This window comes from Actinospica sp. (genome assembly GCF_035552695.1).
Classification (GTDB): domain Bacteria; phylum Actinomycetota; class Actinomycetes; order Streptomycetales; family Catenulisporaceae; genus Actinospica.
Genome location: NZ_DASZKT010000172.1, coordinates 31,961 through 53,532, shown reverse-complemented (window position 1 = coordinate 53,532; position 21,572 = coordinate 31,961). Strand labels below are relative to the sequence as shown.

Below are 21,572 nucleotides of genomic sequence, written 5' to 3'. Positions count from 1 at the left end.
CCACGCGCGTCCGTCCTTGGGTGACTTCGGCGGCTCGGGGCTAAAAGTCCCCGGCCTCATAGGTTTGACTGAAGACAGGTTAACCCGGTTGGGTGTCGGCCTCGTAATCGGGCGGATGTGATGTCCGACTCCCGGCCGAATGTTCATCTGGCCGTGCGGCCGCGTTCGATCGGATGTCCGATCAGATGTCCGATCAGGTGCCCGATGCGGACCCGGCCGCGAACCCGGACAGGTCCCGCCGTTCGATCGCCGCGGCCATCAGCGGGCCGAAGCGGTCGGGGGTGCAGGCGAAGGCGGGGACGCCGAGGGCCGCCAGGCCGGCGGCGTTGTGCCGGTCGTAGGACGGAGTCCCATCGTCGGACAGCGCGATCAGCACGATCACCCGCGCTCCCGCGGCGGTCATCCGGCGTCCGGAGCCAGGGCATGTATCTGTGCCACCGACCACCGTTGAGGTGAGCCGGAGCCGGTTTCCGGTGCCATGCCGAAGACTCTACGGGACTCCTCCGACAGAATCTGACGGGTGATGGAATCCGCCGGAATCCGACTGGAAACGACTGAATACGGCTACGTCATTCGACAGAAGCGGCTCGGCCGCCGACCGATCTAGAGTGCTGACATGACGCCCAGCACGCCCACGCCCGCCACGCCCACGCTCAACCAGTTCTCCTTCGACGCAGCCGTCCTGTCCACCGACCTGGGTCGAGTGGAGGCGCGGCTGCGTGAGGCGTGCACAACGCGGCACGGCACCGTGACGGGAGTCGTACGCCACCTCGTCGACGCAGGCGGCAAGCGGGTGCGGCCCCTGCTCGCGCTCGGCGCCGCGGCGGCCGGGAGCGCCACACGACCGCTACCCGACCAAACGATCGACGCGGCGGCCGCCATCGAGTTGCTGCACATCGCCAGCCTCTATCACGACGACGTGCTGGACTCGGCTTCGACGCGGCGCGGGGTGCCGAGCGCGCACCGGCTTTGGGGAAATCACCGAGCGATCCTTGGCGGCGATTACCTGCTCACGCTCGCCTTCGACTCAGCCGCGCGGTTAGGGGCGGACGGAACGGCGCGTCTCAACAGCACTCTCGCCGAGGCGTGCGCGGCACAGATCGACGAGGCGATGACCCTGTTCGACCATCGGCGCACTCCTCAGCAGTACAGCGATTGTGTCGCCGGCAAGGCGGCCTCCGCGCTGGCCACCGCCTGCTGGCTCGGAGCACGCAGCGTCGACGCGGGGTCGGCCGCGACCACCGCCGTCACCGAGTTGGGCAGCGCGCTCGGCCACGCCGGGCAACTGATCGACGACCTCCTCGACCTCGAGGCGGACGAGCAGGTCATCGGCAAGCCCGCAGGCAGCGACCTACGCGAGGGCGTCTACACCCTCCCGATCATCTTCGCCCTCGAAGACGACCCCGGCATCGCCGCGCTCCTAGTCGACGGAATCGACCCGACCGCCGTCCACGAGGTCCGCGAACGCGTCCGCGCGACGACCGCCTACGACCGCTGCCAAGCGCTCGTCCTCGAACACATCGCCAGCGCCCAGCACTGTCTCCAGGAGGAGACCCTGACCGGTGACGGCGTCCTGATCATGCAGGAGATCCTCAACACACTGCTCAAGGCAGCACCGCGCCAAGCGATACACAATGCTCCTGGCGGTGGTGTGCGGTTTAGGCGGCGGCCTCGCGGATGATGTCGGCGACGGTCTTCGGGTGGGAGACGTAGATGGCGTGGCTGCCGGGGGTGTCGCGGATGGTGGCACCGATGCGGCCGGCCATCGACTGCTGGGCGGACGGCGGGATCATGCGGTCGTCGGTCACGTGCAGGTACCAGCTCGGCTTGGTGCGCCACGCGGCCTCGCTGATGGTGGCGCCGACGGCCTCGAGGCCCCAGGGGACCTGCGAGTCGGCCAGGAAGGTGGCGTCGGCGGCCGACAGGTCGCCGGCGAAGGACTCGTGGAACTTTTCCCGGTCCAGGAAAAGGAACCCGTCGCGCGGCGGCAGGATCGGCGGCTGCGGGCCGTCCTGCGGGAAGCCGGAGATCAGGGAGTTGACCGACTCGTCCTTGTCCGGCGCGAAGGCCGTGATGTAGACCAGCTTGGTCACCGCCTCGTGCACACCCGCTTCGGTGATGACCGCGCCGCCGTACGAGTGGCCGACCAGCACGGCCGACCCCTCCACCTCGTCGAGCGCGGCTCGCGTGGCGGCCACGTCGGCTGCCAGCGAGACGGTGGAGTTCTGCACCACCTTCACCCGGAAGCCCGCGCCGGTCAGCTCGTCGTAGACGCCGCGCCAGCCGGAACCGTCCACGAAACCGCCGTGGACCAGCACGATGGTCGTATCGCTTGCAGACATGACCTGTCTCCTTCGTTCGAGTCCTGTCGGACACGATCGAAGCTAATACGGCCGACGCGTTTCGGAATCCGTCATATGACGTAGCCGCTGCAGCGCATCCCGCAGGGCGGAGCGGCTGGAGATGCCGAGTTTGTGGAACACGCGGTGCAGGTGGCTGGAGACCGTGCGCGGCGAGAGGAACAACCGCTCGCCGATCTGCTTGTTCGTCAACCCCTGAGCAGCGAGTTCGGCCACGGCCATCTCCCGCTCGGTCAACTGCAGGCCGTCCTGAGCCGCGGGTCCTCCGATGGCGCGCAGTTCGGCGCGGGCTCGTTCGATCCACGGCGCGGCCCGCAGTTCCTCGAAGCCGCGCAGAGCGGCGGCGAGATGGACCTTGGCGGCGCCGATCGCGGGTTCCCGGCGCAGGTGCTCGCCGTAGAGCAGCTCGACGCGCGCCCGGTCGAACACCCATCGCTCGGAGTCGGGCACCGCGAGAGCCTGCTCGAACAGCTTCCGCGCGACGTGCGACTCCGGCGTGCCCAGAGCAAACGCTGCCGTGCAGACCATGGCCTGCCGCGGGGAGATCAGCGGCAGACCCGCGGCCTGAGCCGCCTCGGCGTGAGCGAGAGCCTCGGCGGACCGGCCGCTGCGGGCGGCGGCCTCGGCCAGGTCGAGGACGAGCCAGCGGGCATGCGGATTGTGCGCGTGGAACGAGCCCGGCGCGTTGATCGTCGCCGCGTGCCGATAGGCGACGTCGAACGCGCGGTCTCCCAACGCGGCCAGGCAGTGCAGGTGGGAGACGTACCCCGCCACGGTCTGCAGCTTGCGTGGCGCCGCGAACATCAGCAGCTGCTCCACGGCCTGATCAGCCAGGACGGACTCGCCTCTGACCGCCGCGACCAGCCCGCGCGCGAAGCGTCCGAGGCAGCCGGTCAGCCCGAATCCGAGGTCGGCGGAAAGCCGCTCGCCTTCGGCCGTCGCCTCGATCAGTTCGTCCCAATGGCCGATGCCGAAGCTGTGCAGGGCGAGGAGGAAGAGCGCCTCGAACGTCGCGGTGGTCGCTCCGGCGTCGCGGCTTTCCGTGGCCAGCTGACGCAGCGGCCCGACGACGCCCTCGGCTCGATCCGAGTACAGGCCCGCGACGCCGACCCGGATGACGCGCGCGGCGTCGGTGGACCACCGAAGCTCGTCGACCGCGCCGTCCAGACGGTCGAGCAGCCGCGGGTCGACAGGCAATCGGTTCTTCACTCCCGCGTGCACGAGCGGCATGATCTCGGGCTGGTGCGCGCGCAGGCGCTCAAGCGCGGCGTCGATCTCGGTCCACAGCTCCGGCTGCCCGGCGTAGTAGCCGGCATAGATGAGCGTGTACATGGCTTCGACGATGTCGGATTCCTGATCGTGCACGTCGACGATCTGATTCAGGGCCGCGAGCAGCAGCCGGCTCGCGGTGGCGACATCGCCCTCGGCATTGAGCAGGTGATAGGCCGTGGCCAGCGCGACGGCCAGCGATTGCGAGGCGGACGCGATGTCGGGCGCGTTCCGCAGCAGCCGACGCATCTCGGCGAGATCGCCGGTGATCGCGGAGCCCAGATACGCGGCTCGGGCGGTCCGCCGGGCCCGGTCGGCGGCGGCCGGGCTGAGCTCGGCCGCGCGCAGCATCGCCATGGCCGCGCGGACGCTGTCAGCGCCGCCGTCCCGCAGCATCCGCAAGGACACGGCCTCCAGCAAGCCCGCGACCTCCTCGTCGGGCTCCACCGCGGCTTGGCCGAGGTGCCAGGCCCGATGCTGCGGCGACTGTGCGGAAGCGTCGGCGAGCACGCGGTGCGCGGCACGCCGTTCGTCGCTGGTCGACAGCTCGAATACCGCCGAGCGGATCAGCGGATGCCGGAACTCGAGCCGACCCGTACGCGGGTTCCGCTGCAGGATCCGTGCGCGTTCGGCCGGAGCCAGCGCACGTTGGCCGTCGGGCGTGGGCACGACCTCCTCGATGGTGACGCCGTTGCCCGCACCGGCCAGGACGACGAGCAGCAGCGTCCGCCGCGTGTCTTCCGGCAGGTTCTTGAGCCGGTCGGCGAAAACCGATTGCAATCTGCGGGTCAGCGGCAGCACCTCGGGGACGGACGGCGTCGGGCCCGCTGTCTCCAAGACCGTCGGGAGTTCCAGCAGGGCCAGTGGGTTGCCCTGTGCGTCGGCACGCAGCCGGCGCCGGACGTGCTCTGGCAGGGCGGGAAACGCGGCGACCAGCAGTTCGTCCGAACTCGCGTCATCGAGCGAGGCCAGGTCCAGCACCCGGAATCCGCTGCGTACGAACGCGTCGCCGGATTCCGACCGTGCCGCCACGATCATCCTGACGTCGGCGCCTTCCAGTCGCCGCATCGCGTAGATGACCGCCATGCCGCTCGCGAGATCTAGCCACTGCACATCCTCGACGACCAGCAGTAATCCGGTTCCTTCGGCGGTGGCGGCCTCCTTCAGCAGGGCGAGTGTCGCGGCACCGGCGATCAGCTGCGAGGGCATCGCACCGGATTCCAGGCCCAGCAGGACCTGTAGCGCTTGGCGGTGCTCGTCGCGCAGACCGGTGACAGAGCCGGCCAGGGGATGCAGCAGCTGATTGAGGCTGCCGAAATGCAGCTCCGCCTCGTACTTCAGCGCGGCCGCCCGCAGCACGCGGCGTCCGGTCCGGGCGGCGATCTCCGCGCCCGCGTCGAGCAGCGCCGACTTGCCCGCGCCGGGCTCACCGGCCACGACGAGCACGGGCCCGAAGTCGGTTCGTCCGGTCACGAACGACTCGACCAGGTCAATCTCGCTCGCGCGGCCGAACAGCACAGACACACGATATCCCGGATATCCCGGTCAGCCGGTGACGAGCCCCGCCAGCTCGGGAAGCAGCTTCTCGGCGGCCTCTATATCGGGGCCCAGATCGCGATCGGCGATGCCGGAGGGCAGGTCGGCGCACAGGTCCAGCGCGCGGCGCGCCGTGGGGTCGGCCGGGACGAGACCGGCGAGCCGCAGCGCCCGGACGGCGGCCACGAGCTCGCAGCCGAGCAGTGTTCTGAAATGGGCCGCGGCGTCGAGCGCCTGCTCGGCGGCCAGGGAGGCGAAGCTCGCGTCCTCCTCGACTCCCTGGGAGAGCACGACGGACTGCAGCCCGGCGGGGGTCGCGGCCGCGCGCAGCCTGCCGAGCGCCGAGGCCCCGACGTACTCCAGGATCATCGTGCCGGAGGAGCCCGCGTCGCCGTCGCCGAGGAAGGCCGGCAGCGCGCTGAATTCGGGGTCTCCCAAGGTGGTGAGGCGGGCCAGAATCAGCTTCGCCGACTGCGCGACGGTGATGACGGCCGTGTCGAGCGCGGTGGCGAGATACGCGGCGTGGAAGCCGCCGTGGTGCGCGAGTTCGCCGCCCTCGCCGTCCGGATGCCCCCAGAGCACGGGGTTCTCGGCGGGCGCGCTGGCCAGGCGGGCGACGACGTCGTCCAGGGCGTCCAGGGCGTCCAGGGCCGGACCGAGCGTCTGTGGAAGCGTGCGCAGGCCGAAGGGATCCTGGATCCGGGCGGCCGGGGCCGCGCCGTGAATCAGGGCTCGCATCCACTTGGTCACCCGCCGGGAGCCGGTGAACGGCGTGACCCGGTCCACGATCTCGGCGAAGGCCTCTGAGTTGCCGCGCACCGCGAGGAACGTCAGAGCCGCGACGATCACCGAGGCACGGGCCAGCTCCCGCAACCGCACGCAGGCCAGCGCCGCGTCCGCGATTGTGGCCGCGTTGCTGCTGATGAACGGCAGTGCGTCGTTAGCGCCGAAGTCGGTGAACGACGGCAGCGGTCGGCTGGTCGGCACCTCGCCCATCAGCGCGAGCGCGGTCGTGGCGAGCGCCGTCAGGTCGCCGGTGCCGATGCCGCCGAGCTCGCGGACCTGCGGCAGTGCGTCGGCGGCGAGCATCGCGGCCAGGCCTTCGAGCACCGCCTCGGACGCTCCGCTGCCGCCGGCCGCCAACTGGTTGAGCCGGACCGCGAGCATGGCCCGGACCCGTTCGGCCGAGCGGGTCCGGCCGCCCGAGGCGGCGTGGCTGCGCAGTAGGGCTTGAGCGTGCGCGTGTGTGGCGGCGTCCTCGATCCCGATGGAACGGTTCGCCCCGACTCCCGTCGAACGTCCGTAGACCGGACGGGTGACGGAGACCCGTTCCGCGTATCTCCGGGACCGGCCGACGCGCAGCCACGCCTCGCGAGTCACCGCGCAGCCGTCCCGCCGTTCGGCGAGCGCGGCGATGTCCGCACACGTGAGGTGCTCGCCGTCGATTTCGATCATCTGGAGGCCGAGGCTTCGGGGATCCGCGGATGTACGGGGTCTGAGGTCGGGTCCGGGACGACCGGAGCCCAGGCGAACGGCGGGTCGGGGATCTCGCGGCGCAGCACGGGCGCGATGTCGGACTGGAACAGCGCGAGCGAATCGGCGTGCTGCCGCTGGGTGAGTCCGCCCGCGTCGGCGTGCAGGTGCAGCACGCTGTGCCCGAGTTGCTCGTGGTACTTGTGCACCTTGTCGATGATCTGCTCCGGGCTGCCGATCAGCGCGGAGCTGCGCTGCACGTAGTCGTCGAAGGTCTCGAACACGATCGGCAGCCCGAGGCGGCGCTGGAAGCGCAGGTTCGCCTCGAAGACGGGGCGGTACTCGGCGAGCGCGTCCTGCGAATTGCGACGCGTGAAGAATCCCGCCGTTCCCGCGCCGACTGTCACGAGCGCGGGGTCGTGCCCGTAGTGCTCCCAGCGTTCGCGGTAATGCCGGACGAGCTCGGCATACGGCTCGATCGGGTTCGTCACGTTGGCGGAGAACAGCGGCTCTCCGTAACGCGCGGCCAGGTCGACCGACTGCCGGCTCGTCGCACTGCCGTGCCAGATGCGGACCGGCTGCTGCAGCGGACGCGGCCAGGTCTCGGCCTCGTGCAGGTCGGGCCGGAAACGCCCGCTCCAGGTGACCTTCGGCTCTCGCCACAGCCGCCGGAACAGTTCGTAGCTCTCGATGTTGCGGTCCCACTGGTCCTCGGTGGTGACGTCGAACAGTTCGCGCTGCGCCGAGCCGTTGCCCTTGCCGATGATCAGATCGAGTCGGCCGTCCGAGAGGTTGTCGAGCGTCGCATAGTCCTCATAGGCACGGACCGGATCGAGCAGGCTGAGCGTGGTGACGGCCGTGAACAGCCGGATGCGGCTGGTGCGGGCCGCGATGTGGCTGAGCACGACCGGCGGCGAGGAGGAGACGAACGGGCGTTCGTGCCGCTCGCCCACGCCGAAGCCGTCGAAGCCGAGGTCCTCGGCCAGCTCCGCATCGGCGAGCAGGCGCCTGAACCGCTCACGCGTCGAGACCAGTTCACCGGTGATCGGGTGCGGAGCGTGCACGATAAGGCTGATGGCCAGGAACTTCACGCCGCGACCTCTTCCGGTGCGATGGTGAAAGACGTTGAAAGGGCGGGTGCGGACCCGCGGGAGTCAGGCGGTCGAATCGGGCGATCAGCGACACAGCGCGCTGCTGACGCGCGCGAAGTCGACGTGCCGCCGGGCGAAGAAGTGAGGGGAGAGGGGCGCGACGGGGCACTCGGTGCCGTTCATGCGCGCTCACCACCAATCCGCTCGGGCCCTGAAACCGCTTACGTCTGCCTTTGACCGTAGGCAAGGTCGCGAATGCTGTCAATCAATGTCCGTCCGTCGGCCCCTGGAACGCTCTTGACACCCTGTCGAACCGCTCCCTATCGTCAGCCGGGAGCCGACCATCCGGCCCGGGGACGATGAGAGACGGGGGTGAGCAGCATGCAACCGTGCAGCAACACTCCCGGCGTGCGCGTGTCCGCCCGCCTCGTCGCCCGGCGCCACGTCGATCTGCTGCGCGTCAACAGCGCCCTGTGTAGCCGAGTATCTCAGTACTCATACAACTACAGCCGTTAGATCTCGAACTCACAGGGTTTTCAATATGTCGCTCACCGATGCGGCGTTGCTCGAAGCAAAGCTCGTTCCGCCGCGCCGCCCTGCCCGCTGGGTCACCGGCGCCGTGACGCTCGTGCTCGCCGCAATGCTCGTACACACACTGCTGACCGACCACCGCTTCCAGTGGAGCGTCGTCGGCCGGTACTTCACCGAATCTTCCGTCGTCGACGGGCTCGAACTCACCTTGTGGCTGACGGCCGCGACCATGGCGGCGGGCTTCGCGCTCGGCGTCGTGCTCGCCTACGTCCGATTGTGGGGCAGCCCGATCCCGCGCGCCTTCGCCTTCGGTTACGTCTGGCTGATCCGCTCGGTTCCGCTGCTGGTCCAGTTGTTGTTCTGGTACGAACTCGCCTCGCTTTATCCGAAGCTGTCGATCGGCATCCCGTTCGGGCCGTCGTTCGCCTCCGCCGACACCGCGCACCTGTTCTCCGGGGAACTCGCCGCGTTCGTCACGCTGACGCTTGACGTCGCGGCGTTCTCCTCGGAGATCGTGCGCGGCGGCATCCTGTCGGTCGATCGCGGCCAGTCGGAGGCGGCACAGGCCCTCGGGCTCGGCCGGTTCCGGGTGTTCCGGCGGATCGTGCTGCCTCAGGCGATGCCCGCGATCGTGCCCGCCGGCGGCAACCTGCTGATCGGCACGCTGAAGTCCACCTCGCTGGTCAGCGTGATCGCGGTCGTCGACCTGCTCTACTCGGTGCAGCTCATCTATAACGCGAACTTCGAGGTCATCCCGCTGCTGCTGGTGGCAACGCTCTGGTACGTGATTCTGACGACGCTGCTCTCGATCGGCCAGCACTACGTCGAGCGCTATTACGCTCGGGGCAACGGAGGCAGGAGATGAGCGCGCCGCTGCTGCGCATTCGCGGGCTGCGCAAGAGTTTCGGTGCGCACGCCGTACTGCACGGCATCGACCTCGACATCCCGCGCGGCGGCGTCACGGTGCTGCTCGGGCCGTCCGGCTCCGGAAAGAGCACCCTGCTGCGGTGCATCAACCACCTGGAGAAGCCCGACGCGGGTTTCGTCGAACTCGGCGGCGAGATCATCGGCTACCGGCCGGACCGTCCGACCGGGGGAAGGATCAGGCATCTGCGAGAACTGCGCGACCGCGATCTCGCCCGGCAGCGTGCACGCATCGGCATGGTCTTCCAGCAGTTCAACCTGTTCCCGCACATGACCGCCCTTGAGAACCTCGTCGAAGCGCCCGTGGCTCTGCGCCGGGCCTCGAAGAAGCAGGCTACTGATACGGCGCTCGAACTGCTCGACCGGGTGGGCCTGTCCGGGCGCGAACACGCGTACCCCAAACAGCTCTCCGGCGGCCAGCAGCAGCGCGTCGCCATCGCCCGCGCGCTGGCCCTGCGACCTGAACTGCTGCTGTTCGACGAACCGACCAGCGCACTCGACCCCGAACTCGTCGGCGAGGTCCTGCACGTCATCAAGGATCTGGCGCTCGGCGGCATGTCGATGATCGTGGTCACGCACGAGATCAACTTCGCCCGCGAGGTCGCCGACACCGTCGTGTTCCTCGACGCCGGACGCGTCCTCGAGACCGGACGTCCTGAAGACGTCCTCGACGGCGCGGCGCACGAACGCACCCGCGCCTTCCTCGAAGCGGTCCTCTGACCCCGCACTTCCGTCTTCTCCAGGCCTTCTCTCACCAAGGACGCATCATGCCGATTTCCCGTGCCCTCCGCCTGTTCCCGCTAACCGCCCTCGCCGTCGCGGGCGCCCTCTCCGCGTCAGCCGTCCTTGCAGGCTGCTCTTCGTCATCGGATACGAGCGCTGCGAATGCCGGCGCCGACGCGGGCGCTGCGGCCAGCACCGGATATCCCACGCAGGACGTCGTCGCGAGCGTCGCGGCGGACTCGAAACTGCACGCCGCGCTGCTGGCCGCGGACCCGAGCGCCGCCAGCGGACTCACGCTCGGCACGACCTACTCCCCCGGCCTCACCAGCCTGCCGCACGTCGGCGAGAACTCCGCCGGCCAGAGCATCGGCGCCGACATCGACCTGCGCAACGCCGTCGCGAAAGTCCTCGGCGTCACCTGGAGCGTGCAGAACGGCACCTTCGACACGATCATCCCCGGCGTGCAGAACGGCAAGTTCGCCGTCGGGCAGGACAACTTCGGCGTCACCGCCGCGCGCGAGAAGATCGTCGACTTCGCCACCTACCTGACCGACGGCCAGGCCCTGCTCGCGCCGAGCGGCAGCACCCTGAACAAGGTCACCGACATCACGCAACTGTGCGGCCTGACCGTCGGCACCGGCGCGGGCACCACCTTCCAGACGATCCTGACCTCGAATGCCGGCAAGTGCGCCGCCGCCGGCAAGAAGTGGTACACCGTGCAGTACTTCTCCGACAACGCGGCGATCTGGCTCGGCCTGAACAACGGCAGGATCGACCTCTACTTCGGCCCGACCCTCGGCCTCGAATACGACGCGGCGCACGTCCCGAACGTCAAGTTTCTCGGCCAGATCAGCTCCACCGCCGTCGGCTTCGTCACCGCGAAGGGCTCGCCGATCGCCGGGCTGCTGACCGAGGCGGTCAATGAACTGATTCGGAACGGCGAGTACGCCAGGATCCTGGCCAAGTGGTCGATCACCGGCAACGGGATCGCGAGCTCAGCCCTGAACCCGAAGGCGAACCTGTAGGATAGACAAAAAATTGTCTATTCAAGGTGGCGAGTATGGCGACGAAGCACCCGTTCCGCGCGGCCGTGGAGGCCGGGGACGAGGCCGCGCTGAACGCGTTGCTGGCCGATGACGTCGTCTTCACCAGCCCGGTCGCCTTCAAGCCCTACCCCGGGAAGCCGATCACCGCGGCCATCCTGCGCGGCGTGCTGCGCGTGTTCGAGGACTTCACGTACGTCCGCGAGATCGCCGACCCGGACGGGCGCGACCACGCCTTGGTCTTCACCGCGACCGTGAACGGCAAGAAGCTCACCGGCTGCGACTTCCTGCACTTCGACGAGGACGGCAGGATCGACGACCTCATGGTCATGGTCCGGCCGCTTTCCGCGGCCAACGCGCTGGCCGAGGCCATGAACGCCCAGTTCGACCGGATCGGCCGCGAGGCTGCCGAGGGCGTCTGAGCACCGACCGTCCCGGAGCGGCGGTCAGAGCGCGGGTGAGGTTCGGCGGGTCAGCCGTTCGCAGCGCGCCGCCTCGTCCATGACGTGGGTGGAGATCAGCAGCGTGGCCTGCCGCCGGTCGCGCAGGTCGAAGAACATCTGAGCAGGACGCGCACCAGCCGCTCCCCCAACTGCTCGCGCGGGCCGTTGCCGACCAGCGCGGGCAGCAGTTCAGCGGGGTTGACCGGCAGTTCCATGGTCGCGGTGAACACGCCCTCCTTGGAGCGGAAGAAGTGGTAGACGAGCGACGGATTGACCCCGGCGTCGGCCGCGATCGCCCGGATCGTGGTCGCGTCGTACCCCTTCCCGGCGAACAGCCGGCGGGCCGAGGTGACGATCTCGTCCCGGGTCTGCGTCGCGCCCGGGCGGCGGCCCGCCCTGCCCGGGGGCGCCGCGTCCTGCGCCGCATGCCCGCTCTGCTGCGTCATATAAACCCTATATCTTCAAAGTTCTGCGACCGCGCCCGCCGCACCGGCCCTCGTATCGGCATTCTCGCACCGCCGCGCCGTCGGCACGGGCGGACCTCCGATCTCCGCGGAAGCGCCGGGAGCCGGGGGGCGGTTGCGACACGGGAAGCCCCGGGTGCTACGTTATTCTGTATTTGATGAATTTAATCACGTCTCGGAGGTGTCCGCAGTGGCAGTCTCGAAGTCTCCGGCCGATTCGACACCCGCGGCCGGCGGCGGCCAGCCGCGGACCGGACGCCGGCCGGGCGAGAACTCCACGCGCGCCGCGATCCTGAAGGCGGCCAGGGAACTGTTCGCCGAACTCGGATTCGCGGGCACCAGCACCCGGGCGATCGCGCGCAAGGCCGGGGTGGATCCGGCGCTGGTGCACCACTTCTTCGGCAACAAGGAGGGGGTCTTCGCCGCCGCCGTGCGGGAGACCGTCTCGACCGACACCGTCCTGGACAAGCTGCCGGAGACCGCGGGCGAGAACCTGGCCGAGGAGCTGCTGCGGGCGTTTCTCGGCCTGTGGGAGGAGCGGGAGACCGCGGAGGCGATGGTCGCGCTCTACCGCACCGCCGTGGCCGCCAACAGCACGACGAACCTGCTGCACGACGCGGGCATGGCCCCGCTGATCGAGCGGATCGCGAAGCTGATCGGCGGCCGGGACGCGAAGGCGCGGGCCACGATGGTCTGCTCGCAGCTGATCGGCGTGGCGCTGCTGCGCTACGTGCTGCGGCTCGAGCCGCTGGCCTCGATGAGCCTGCCCCGGTTCATCCGGTACTCCGCGCCGGCCGTGCGCGCCACGCTGAGCGGCGAGATCGCCCCCGCGCGGTAGAAAAAATTCATCATGCGTTGAGTCTTCTATCAGAGCACGAACGCTTCAAGGATGGGCAGCGAGCTCAGGTCCCCGAATCCCACCTCGCCTCGTTGACGCTCCCCGGTCCGGCGGCTTCGCCGCGATGCCGCCCCTCAATGCCCTGGCACAGCTCGGGGTCATCCTGCTCATGTTCCTGATCGGCGCGGAACTGGCGCCAGGCACCCTGCGCCGCAGCGGTACCCGGGCGGCCGTGGTCGGGCACGCCTCGATGGCCCCGGCCCTGCCCTGCGGGGTGCTCGCGGCCTGGGCGCTGCGCTCGCGCTTCCCCTCGCCGCAGTCCGGCACCCTGGTGTTCCCGCTGTTCATCGCGCTCTGCTTCGCCGTCACGGCGTTCCCGGTGCTGGCCCGGGTGCTCGGCGAGGAGCGGCTCGTGCGGACGCGGATCGGCGGGCTCGGCATCGCCGCCGCCGGAATCGGCGACATCACCGCCTGGTGCCTGCTCGCCCTCGTGGTCGCGGCGGCGCGGCAGTCCTCGCCGGCCACCGCGGGCGTGGCGCTGGCCCTGGTGGCCGGCTTCGCAGCGGTGATGTTCGTGGCCGTGCGCCCGCTCGTGGCCCTGGCCGTCGAACGGATCGCGGGGGCCACGCCGCCGGGCCCCGGAGCCCGCGGCACGCTCTCGGCGCTGCTGGTGTGCCTGGTCCTGGCCGGCGGTCTGATCACCAACGCGATGGGCGTGCACTCGATCTTCGGCGCGTTCCTGGCCGGCCTGGAGATGCCCAGGGACAACCCGCTCATCAGGGATCTGACGCAGCGGGTGGAGGGCGTCGTCTTCTGGGTGATGCTCCCGCTGTTCTTCATGACCGCCGGCCTGCAGACGGACCTGAACCCGCTCTCCGCCTCCTCCTGGCTGATCTGCCCTCGGCGCGATGATGAACTGCCGCGGCCTGACCGAGCTGATCGTGCTTCAGCTCGGTCGGCAACTCGGCGTGCTCGACTAGGAGCTGTTCTCTATCTTCGTGCTGATGACGCTCGTGACCACGGCAATGACCGGCGCGCTGCTGCGCCGCCTGCTGCTCTCCGAGGAACGCGCCGTCATCGCCTTCGGCCAGTCGGTCGACGAGCCGGAGTCGGTGCTGGCGTAAGGGGCTGACGCAGAGCGCTAACGCACGGCGCCGATTATGGTGCCGCTGACGCCGGCCAGCAGGATTCCCGCGACGGCCTTCTTCGCGGCAGGGGTTCCGGGTTCGGGCACCTTGAAGATCCAGATGCCGACGCCCGCGGTCGGCAGCAGGCTGAGTTGCGCGATCGTGAACCCGACTCCGGTTCCCACCCGCGAGACCAGCCCGAGCAACGCGACGCTGCCGATGCCGAACAGCAGACCGGCCGCGAACAGGGCGGACATGTGACGCGGCGGCAGTTTCACGATGCCGCCGTCGCGCGCGGCGAGCGCGGCCGCCGCGACGAACATGCCGATCCCGAGCGGGAAGTTGGCGAGCTGGGATGACACGTGGGCCCATTGCGCCGGGACGAAATATCCTCCCCACAGAATTCCCGCGCCGATCGCGTAGCTGAAGCCGACGCTGTGGGCTCGCGGCGGCGCGGGAGCTAGCCGGCCGCTCGTGACCGTGCCGCTCGTACTGCTCGCACTGCTCGTATCCTGAGAGCCGATGATGAGGAAGACGCCGGCGAGCACCAGCACGAGGCAGCCGCCGAGGATCGCGTACCGTGCCGCGCTGGTGCCCTTGAGCTCGCTGAACAGCACTGCTCCGAAGGCGAACGCGACGATGATGTTCAGCGGTGTCCACGTGCCCGCCGACCTGGCAAGCCCGATCGTCTCCGTGGCCCGGAACGCGCAGAAGCTGCCGGCCGTCCAGACCATTCCGCCGGCGAGCGGCAGCCAGAACTCCCGCCAGCCGAGGCCGATCTGCCCGCCGCTGCCGCCGGCGAGCAGCGCGACCGTCGCGAAGACGAGGTTGCCGGCGGTGATGTAGAACGTCCTGGTGGACTGCTTCGCTCCCGGGATCGACTGCGCGATCGGGATCCACGAGCCCCAGGAGAGCACGATCACGAGCGAGAGAAGGAGTGTCGTCATGCGCCCCGCCCGTCTATCGACTATTATCCTCGATCACCGAGCATAAAAGGGAGCGGGCCGGATGACAAGACCTCGCGACGCGCGCTGGCCGGGAGCGCTCGGCGTGCTGGGCGAAGTGCGCCGCACGCCCGGCGTCACCCGGGCCGAGGCCGCGCGGCGGCTCGGGCTCGGCAGCGGCTCGGCGACGGAGATCACCGCACGCCTGCGCGCGCTCGACCTGCTCGACGAGGTCCCCGCGCCGGTGATCGGGCGCGGGCGGCCGACCACCTCGCTGCGCCCGCATCCGCGCGGGCCGCTCGTCGCCGTCGTCGAGGTGCGCTACGAGAGCTGGCGCTGCGCGGTCTCCGAGATCGATGGCCGACCGTCGACGGTGGTCACTCGTCGGCACGGGCACGGCGACGGGCACCAGGCCGTCCGGGAGATCGCCGACGCGCTGCGGGATCTGAGGCGGCGTCACGGCCGCCGGCTGCGCGCGGTCTCCGTCTCCGTGGCCGGCGCCGTGCGCCACGGAAGGCTGGTCCAGGCGACGACGCTCGGGTGGGACCCGGCCGACCTGTCCGGCATCCTGCCCGACGAGTCCGTTCCCCTGCTCATCGGCAACGACGCGACGCTCGCCGGACTGGCCGAGGCGCGCGGCGGCGCCGGTGTCGGGGCCGACACCGTGCTGCATCTGACGGTCGAGGTCGGTCTCGGCGGGGTGCTGATCGTCGGCGGCCTCCCGGCGACCGGAGCGAGCGGCGCGGGCGGCGAGTACGGACACCTGCCCTTCGGCGACCGGGCGACGCGCTGCCTGTGCGGGGCGCGCGGCTGCTGGGACAACGACGTCGACGGCAGAGCCCTGGCACGCCACCTCGGGGCACCGCCGCCCGAGGACCCGCGTGCGTACGCCCAGGAGGTGCTGGCACGCGTCGATCGCGATCCGCGAGCCGCCGCCGCGGCACGGCGGGTGGCCGAGGCGCTCGCGTCCGGCATCGCAGGCCTCGTCAACGCCCACGACCCGGACGCCGTCACGCTCGGCGGCATGGCCCCGCTGATCAGGACGGCGGCAGAACCCGCCTTCGACGCCGCCTACCTCGACGGCCTGATGGATTTCCGCCGCGCCGACCCGATCCCGCTGCGCGCCGTGTCCCTGGGCGAGGACGGCGCGCTCATCGGCGCCGCCGCGGCGGGCCTCGATCTGGTGCTGAGCGAGGCGGGCCTGAACGACTGGGCCGCCGACCTTTTCGTCACGGATCGCTCGGCTCGCTAGCGGCCGAGCCCCAGCCGCTCGCGTTCGGCCGCGATCACCTGGCGGGCGACGGACGGGCCGATCTCCACCGCCTCGGGCATCGTCTCCGCCGTGTCGCTGCGGCGGGCGAAGGCGTCGAAGAGCTCTTTCTTGGCCTCGAGGATCTCCAGCATGCGCTGGTCGACGCTGTCGGCGGCCAGCAGCCGGTGCACCTGGACGCGGCGGATCTGGCCCATCCGATGCGCGCGGGCGATCGCCTGGGTCTCCAGCGTGGGCTTGACCTGCGGTTCGCACAGGATGACGACCGAGGCCGCCTGCATGTTCAGCCCGACCCCGCCGGCCTGGATCTGGCTGGCCAGCACCGCGTGCCGCTTCGCCGCGCTGAAGCCGTCCACCATCTCCTGGCGCCTGGTCGGCGGGACGCCGCCGGTCAGCGGCCCCACGGCGCGCTCGCCGAGCGTCTCGCAGACCAGGTCGAGCACGTCGCGGAAGTAGGAGAAGACGACCACCTTGCGGCCGTTCGCCTCCGCCTCGTCGACGATCTCGACGAGCCGCCGCAGTTTGGCGCTGACGGCCGGATCCCCGGACGCGTACGCTGCGCGGCGCATCGCCATGAAGTTCCGGGCCGCCACCGCCTCCCGGTACGCCTCCTCGTCCTCGGGCCCGCATTCGCACCACTCGTCCACCTGAACGAGCTCCGGCAGTTCGGACAGGACGTCCTCCTGGTTGCGGCGCAGATACGCCGGCCCCACCGCGCGGCGGAACGCCTCGGATCCGGCCACCGCGTCGATCTCGCCGATCGAGCCGACGAGCTCGGGCTGGAGGTAGCCGACGAGATTGCGGAACTCCTCGACGCGGTTCTCCATCGGCGTGCCGGTCAGGAACAGCACGCGCTCCACCCGGTCCGTCCACGCCCGCACCGCGGCGGAGCGCAGCGTGTCAGGGTTCTTCACATAATGCGCCTCGTCGACCACGAGCATGCTCACGGTCACGTCCCGCGGCAGCTCGAGTCCCTGCAGCGCCTCGAACGTGGTCACGCCCACTCCCCCGCCGCGGATCCAGGCGCGCACGCCCGCCTCGCGCTTGCTGCCGTGCAGGCGGTGCGCCCGCAGCGAGCTGTGCGAGGCGACCTCGCGCATCCAGTTCACCAGGACGCTGGCCGGGCAGATCACCAGGAAGTGCCGGGCTCCCCCGGCCCGCAGATGCGCGAGCGCCGCGATCGCCTCGACGGTCTTGCCGCAGCCCATCTCGTCGCCGAGCACGACCCGCCGCTGGGCGAGCGCGAACCGCGCGCCGAACGCCTGGTACGCGCGCAGCGAGACGCGCAGGTGCGTCTCGTCGAGCTGCTGCGCGGAGATCCGGCCGGCCAGGTCGTCGGGCAGGAAACCGCGCGCGGCCCCGGGGCGCTCGTGGTCGCCCACGATTCGACTCAGGGTGCTGAAATAGTCGGCCGAGTGCTTCTCGAAGTCGTTGCGCGCCGTGGCGGGGCGCGGCGGCTTGGCCCGCAAGCGCAGCCCGGCGGCCTCGATCCGCTCCAGATCGCGCACCGTGCGGGGATCCGCGAACAGCCCGTCGAGCTCGGCGAACGCCTGCTGCGCCGCCGTACGCCGGGTGCGGCCGAGGAAGATCCTGCGCACCCGGCCGCCCAGCGGCTTGGCCGCGGCCGCGAGCCCTGATATCGCGCCGCCGAGCCGGGCCGCCGGCTCCCGTACCCGTTCGAGCACCCGGTCCGCGACCCGGGCCCGGTAGAGCGAGGAGAGCAGCGCCGCGCCGTCCGGGCCGCGCAGGTCCATGTCCGCGGTGACCCCGGTGCTCTGCTCGGCCGCCTCGGCGATGCGGCCCACCGCCTCGACCGTGCGCTCGGCGCCGACCGCGCCGATGCCGGGAACCTGCCGCAGCGTCTCGGCGCCGACGCCGACGAGATCCGCGACCGTCCGATACCCGGCCTCCGCGAGCTTGCCCGCGGGCAGCCTCGCCCCGGACACGTCGCGGAGCCGGTCGACCGGGATCCCGGTCAGCCGACCGCGCACCGCCGTCGCGTGAGAGGCCTGATAGGCGACACGTACCGCGTCGTGGAGCTCGTCCTCACCCGACCGCAGCCCGCCGATCGCCGCTCGGGCGCCCGCGGCCCGCTCCAGCAGTGCCCTGACATCAGACGCGGCGGCCGCGCGCTGCTCCCCGGCTATGGTCTCCTCGGCCACGGTCTCCCTGCCTGTCGTCGGCGGCACCGGCCCAGGCTACTATCCGCGCGGTCGACAAAGCGGGCTGAGCCGCCGTCACAGGTGCGGCACGAGGTTGTTTCTGCCGCCGGGCCTGACCAGCCCGCTCTCGTAGGCGATAACGACGAGTTGGGCGCGCTCGCTGACCCCGAGCTTGGCCATCGCGCGGTTGATATGGGTCTTGACGGTGTGCGGGCTCAGGCTCAGCCGCCGGGAGATCCCGTCGTTGGTCAGGCCGCCGGCCACCAGGGCGAGGATCTCGCGTTCGCGCGGGGTGAGCGGCGAGAGCAGTTCGGGCCGTTCGCGCCAGCGGGGCTCGGAGATCTGCTGGAAGCGCTCCATCAGCACGCGGGTCGCCGACGCGGACAGCAGCACCTCCCCGGCCGCCACCGTCTCGACGGCGCGGACCAGTTCGGCCGGGTCGGCGTCCTTGCCGAGGAATCCGCTCGCCCCGGCCCGGATCGCCTCGGCGACGTACTCGTCCACCTCGAACGTGGTGAGGATCAGCACCTTCACATCGGCGGTGCGGTGGTCCGAGGCGAGCAGCCGGGTGGCCTCGATGCCGTCCATCTCGGGCATCTGGACGTCCATCAGCACGACGTCGGCCCGGTGCTCGCGCGCCAGGGACACCGCGTCGGCGCCGTTGTCCGCCTCGCCGACCACCTTCATGCCCGGCGTGCCGTCGATCAGCAGCCGGATCGTGCCGCGCAGCAGCGCCTGGTCGTCGGCGAGCACGACGCGAATCACTGCCTTCGCCACTGCCACATCAGCATGCTCGCGCACGTTGATGAGAGGCTTCTGAGCGATACGGGCCGGACGTACCGCGATCGCGGTATCCGGAATCACCGCGCCAGTGCGACGACAGCGGCGGGAGCGGCGCGAAAGGCTGTCGGCGCACACCGCGGCGCGGACGCAATGAGGCGGACGAATCCCGAATTCCCGAGGACCCGTGTGCGTTCCCGCGTCACCCACCGCGAGACACTCGTGATCCGCGCCGACCGTCCCGACTCCTTGTCCATTGAAGGAAGTAATGACGTCCAGCGCCGAGACCACCGGACCGACCACCACCGGCCCGCAGCCGATCAGCACCGAAAGCAGCACCAGCACGAGCACCGCGGAGGAACCTGAGGCTCCGGAGGGCACGGCCGTTCGGCGGTGGCGCTTCTGGCGCTCACCGGAGGACCAGCCGCCCTGGGCGAGGCCGATCCTGCTCGTCATCGCCGCGCTCGCCACCGCCCTGTATTCCTGGAACATCACGTCCGCCGGGTACGCGCCCTTCTACAGCAGCAGCGTCAAGAGCATGTCGGTGAGCTGGAAGGCGTGGCTGTTCGGGGCGATGGATCCCGGCGCCACGATCACCCTCGACAAGATCCCCGGCGCGTTCGCGATCCAGGCGCTGTTCGCGCGCGTCTTCGGCTTCAGCGAGTGGTCGGTGACGCTGCCCCAGGTGCTCGAGGGCGTGATCGCGGTCCTCGTGCTGTACCGGATCGTACGCCGCTGGGCCGGTCCCGCCGCCGGACTGATCGCCGCGGGGCTGTTCACCTTCACGCCGGTGGTGGCCTCGATGTTCGGCCACTCCATGGAGGACGGCGCCCTCAACTTCTGCCTCGTGCTGGCCGCGGACCGGCTGCAGGTGGCGGTGCTGCGGGGCCGGCTGCGGTCGCTGATCTGGGCGGGATTCTGGGTGGGCGTCGGCTTCCAGATGAAGATGATGCAGGCCTGGATGGTGCTGCCCGCCTTCGCCCTCGTCTACCTGCTGAGCGCGCCGGGCGCCGTACGCCGCAGGCTGTGGCACACGCTGACGGCGGGCGCCGTGTGCGTCGCGGTCTCACTGACCTGGGTGGTCATGATGGAGGTCGTCCCGGCCCAGGACCGGCCGTACGTGGACGGCTCGACCAACAACAGCGCGATCGCGATGGTCTTCGGCTACAACGGCCTGGAACGCTTCGGCATCAACATCCCCGGCGCGGTCGTGTCCGCGCTCGGCAGCGGTGGCGGCGGGGGCGGCGGCGCGGGCGGCCGAGGCGGAGGTTCCGGTGGTCTCCAGCGTCCCGGTTCCGAACAGGGCGCCTCGGGATTCCCGGGTGCCGCCGGTGGCGGCGGCTCCCAGGGCGCGCCCGGCGCCGCGGGGCAGAGCGGCGGCTACGGCCAGTTCGGCGGCGGAGCCGGCCGGGAGCTCGCGGGAGGCGGTGCAGGCGGCGGAGGCGGAGGCGGTGGCTTCGGCGGCGGCGGAACCAGCTCGAAATGGCTGAAGCTGTTCCAGGGCAGCTACGCGGAACAGATCGGCTGGATGATCCCGCTGGCCCTGCTCAGCATCGTGCTCGGCCTGTGGCGGCGGCGTAAGGCCGAGCGGACGGACGTGCTGCGCGGCGGCTTCATCCTCTGGGGCGGCTGGCTGGTCGTCATCGGCCTGGTCTACAGCGAAATGAGCAGCATTCCGCACACCGCCTACATGTCCGTGCTCGCGCCCGCGACCTCCGCCCTGTCCGGCGCCGGGCTGGTCATGCTGTGGCGGGCGTACCGTGCGGGCGAGCGCCTGGGCTGGCTGCTGCCGGCGGCGGTGGCCGGTCAGACCGGCTGGACCTGGTACCTGTGGTCCGGCTACGCGGGCTTCGTCCCGTGGTTGCGCTGGCTGGGATTGCTCGTCGCGTGCGCGACGGTGGTGGTGCTGGTCGTGGCCCGGCTGCAGGGGCGTGTGCGCACCCGGTTCGCCGCCATCGCCGCGGCCGCCGCACTGGCCACCACCTGCGTCGGCACCGTGGCGTGGGCCTCGACCGCCTTCAACGTGAACAACGACGGCAGTGCGTTCGACGCCGGCGCCGGTCCGCAGGGCGGCAGTTCGAGAAGCCTCGGCGGCGGCCTGACGGCGTCCGCCACGCTCACCAGCGATCAGTCGAAGCTGTGGGCGTATGTGAAGGCGCGTCAGGACGGCGCCGAGTACCCGCTCGCGACCATCGGCTGGAACAGCGCCCAGGACTACATCCTGGCCACCGGCGAGACCGTACTGCCGATCGGCGGCTTCTCCGGCCAGGTGCCGGAACCCACGCTGAGTGCGTTCACCACGCTCGTGCAGCAGGGCAAGGTGCACTACGTGCTGAGCGGCGGTGCGGGCGGTGCGGGCGGCGGCGGGGGCGGAGGCGGAGGCTTCAGCGCCGGCGGCGGCACGACCGTCACCGTCAGCAGCCAGATCCAGTCCTGGACCCAAGCGCACTGCACCGCGATCCCGTCCACGGACTACGGGGTCGCGAGCACCGGCACCGGCCAAGGCAGCGGTGGACTGGGTGCCGGCGGCGCCGGACCGAACAGCAGCGGCAGCCTTTACCACTGCGGATGAAACGAACGGGCCCGTCGTGATG

General features: G+C 70.6%; 19 protein-coding genes and 1 pseudogene. 10 read left to right on the top strand and 10 right to left on the bottom strand.

All coding sequences use genetic code 11. The annotated features are described in order from the left end of the window. Positions 1-193: 193 nt before the first annotated feature. Positions 194-403 (bottom strand): annotated as a pseudogene (locus VG296_RS20370) (hypothetical protein); the annotation flags it as partial. 213 nt (positions 404-616) lie between these two features. Here VG296_RS20370 and VG296_RS20365 point away from each other — a divergent pair. Next, positions 617-1,681: a polyprenyl synthetase family protein gene (locus tag VG296_RS20365; protein WP_325567923.1), complete on the top strand. Its 1,065-nt coding sequence runs from the start codon at positions 617-619 to the stop codon at positions 1,679-1,681. Here the strand turns inward: VG296_RS20365 and VG296_RS20360 are convergent. From VG296_RS20360 to VG296_RS33260, 5 genes are all read right to left on the bottom strand, one after another. Continuing rightward, positions 1,659-2,342, bottom strand: a complete 684-nt coding sequence (locus VG296_RS20360; RefSeq protein ID WP_325567921.1) for an alpha/beta hydrolase — start codon at positions 2,340-2,342, stop codon at positions 1,659-1,661. The genes VG296_RS20365 and VG296_RS20360 overlap by 23 nt on opposite strands. A gap of 42 nt (positions 2,343-2,384) precedes the next feature. Next, on the bottom strand, positions 2,385-5,153 hold the full coding sequence (locus VG296_RS20355; protein ID WP_325567919.1) for a helix-turn-helix transcriptional regulator: 2,769 nt from the start codon (positions 5,151-5,153) through the stop codon (positions 2,385-2,387). A 21-nt stretch (positions 5,154-5,174) separates the two neighbouring features. Next, positions 5,175-6,620, bottom strand: a complete 1,446-nt coding sequence (locus VG296_RS20350; protein ID WP_325567917.1) for an aromatic amino acid lyase — start codon at positions 6,618-6,620, stop codon at positions 5,175-5,177. Further along, positions 6,617-7,729 carry an LLM class flavin-dependent oxidoreductase gene (locus VG296_RS20345; RefSeq protein WP_325567915.1) on the bottom strand — a complete coding sequence of 371 codons (1,113 nt, stop codon included), beginning with the start codon at positions 7,727-7,729 and terminating at the stop codon, positions 6,617-6,619. Before VG296_RS20345 ends, VG296_RS20350 begins: the two co-directional genes overlap by 4 nt. Before the next feature lie 84 nt (positions 7,730-7,813). Then, positions 7,814-7,912 (bottom strand): putative leader peptide, encoded by a 99-nt coding sequence (locus VG296_RS33260; RefSeq protein ID WP_414641114.1) that lies wholly within the window; start codon positions 7,910-7,912, stop codon positions 7,814-7,816. A 198-nt stretch (positions 7,913-8,110) separates the two neighbouring features. On the opposite strand from VG296_RS33260, the gene VG296_RS20340 reads away from it, so the two are divergent. The 5 genes from VG296_RS20340 to VG296_RS20320 are packed head-to-tail and all read left to right on the top strand — an operon-like array spanning position 8,111 to position 11,372. Then, positions 8,111-8,245, top strand: a complete 135-nt coding sequence (locus VG296_RS20340; RefSeq protein ID WP_325567929.1) for a putative leader peptide — start codon at positions 8,111-8,113, stop codon at positions 8,243-8,245. A gap of 25 nt (positions 8,246-8,270) precedes the next feature. Next, positions 8,271-9,125 carry an amino acid ABC transporter permease gene (locus tag VG296_RS20335; RefSeq protein ID WP_325567913.1) on the top strand — a complete coding sequence of 285 codons (855 nt, stop codon included), beginning with the start codon at positions 8,271-8,273 and terminating at the stop codon, positions 9,123-9,125. Beyond that, positions 9,122-9,904, top strand: a complete 783-nt coding sequence (locus tag VG296_RS20330) for an amino acid ABC transporter ATP-binding protein (protein WP_325567911.1) — start codon at positions 9,122-9,124, stop codon at positions 9,902-9,904. Before VG296_RS20335 ends, VG296_RS20330 begins: the two co-directional genes overlap by 4 nt. Before the next feature lie 47 nt (positions 9,905-9,951). Then, positions 9,952-10,932 (top strand): transporter substrate-binding domain-containing protein, encoded by a 981-nt coding sequence (locus VG296_RS20325; RefSeq protein ID WP_325567909.1) that lies wholly within the window; start codon positions 9,952-9,954, stop codon positions 10,930-10,932. Positions 10,933-10,967: 35 nt separating this feature from the next. Beyond that, complete coding sequence (locus tag VG296_RS20320) at positions 10,968-11,372, top strand: nuclear transport factor 2 family protein (RefSeq protein ID WP_325567907.1); 405 nt, start codon at positions 10,968-10,970, stop codon at positions 11,370-11,372. A 95-nt stretch (positions 11,373-11,467) separates the two neighbouring features. On the opposite strand, the gene VG296_RS20315 is transcribed toward VG296_RS20320, so the two are convergent. After that, entirely contained in the window at positions 11,468-11,839 is a 372-nt protein-coding gene (locus tag VG296_RS20315) for a helix-turn-helix domain-containing protein (RefSeq protein ID WP_325567905.1), read from the bottom strand. Positions 11,840-12,047: 208 nt separating this feature from the next. Between VG296_RS20315 and VG296_RS20310 the strand changes: the two genes are divergently transcribed. Both VG296_RS20310 and VG296_RS20305 read left to right on the top strand, forming a co-directional pair. After that, positions 12,048-12,695 carry a TetR family transcriptional regulator gene (locus tag VG296_RS20310; protein ID WP_325567903.1) on the top strand — a complete coding sequence of 216 codons (648 nt, stop codon included), beginning with the start codon at positions 12,048-12,050 and terminating at the stop codon, positions 12,693-12,695. Between the two features lie 124 nt (positions 12,696-12,819). Further along, the gene (locus VG296_RS20305) at positions 12,820-13,827 is read left to right on the top strand and encodes a cation:proton antiporter (RefSeq protein WP_325567901.1); all 1,008 of its coding nucleotides are present in this window, start codon (positions 12,820-12,822) and stop codon (positions 13,825-13,827) included. Positions 13,828-13,836: 9 nt separating this feature from the next. Here the strand turns inward: VG296_RS20305 and VG296_RS20300 are convergent, their stop codons facing one another. After that, a complete protein-coding gene (locus VG296_RS20300) occupies positions 13,837-14,769 on the bottom strand; it encodes a GRP family sugar transporter (RefSeq protein WP_325567899.1) in 933 nt (310 codons plus the stop codon). 61 nt (positions 14,770-14,830) lie between these two features. Here VG296_RS20300 and VG296_RS20295 point away from each other — a divergent pair, with 61 nt between their 5' ends. Then, entirely contained in the window at positions 14,831-16,018 is a 1,188-nt protein-coding gene (locus VG296_RS20295) for an ROK family transcriptional regulator (protein WP_325567897.1), read from the top strand. Here VG296_RS20295 and VG296_RS20290 read toward each other — a convergent pair. After that, a complete protein-coding gene (locus VG296_RS20290) occupies positions 16,015-18,225 on the bottom strand; it encodes a DEAD/DEAH box helicase (RefSeq protein WP_325567895.1) in 2,211 nt (736 codons plus the stop codon). The two genes, VG296_RS20295 and VG296_RS20290, sit on opposite strands and share 4 nt — an antisense overlap. Before the next feature lie 48 nt (positions 18,226-18,273). Next, entirely contained in the window at positions 18,274-18,981 is a 708-nt protein-coding gene (locus VG296_RS20285; protein ID WP_325567894.1) for a response regulator transcription factor, read from the bottom strand. A gap of 265 nt (positions 18,982-19,246) precedes the next feature. Between VG296_RS20285 and VG296_RS20280 the strand changes: the two genes are divergently transcribed. Beyond that, complete coding sequence (locus VG296_RS20280) at positions 19,247-21,550, top strand: glycosyltransferase family 39 protein (protein ID WP_325567892.1); 2,304 nt, start codon at positions 19,247-19,249, stop codon at positions 21,548-21,550. Positions 21,551-21,572: the final 22 nt, after the last annotated feature.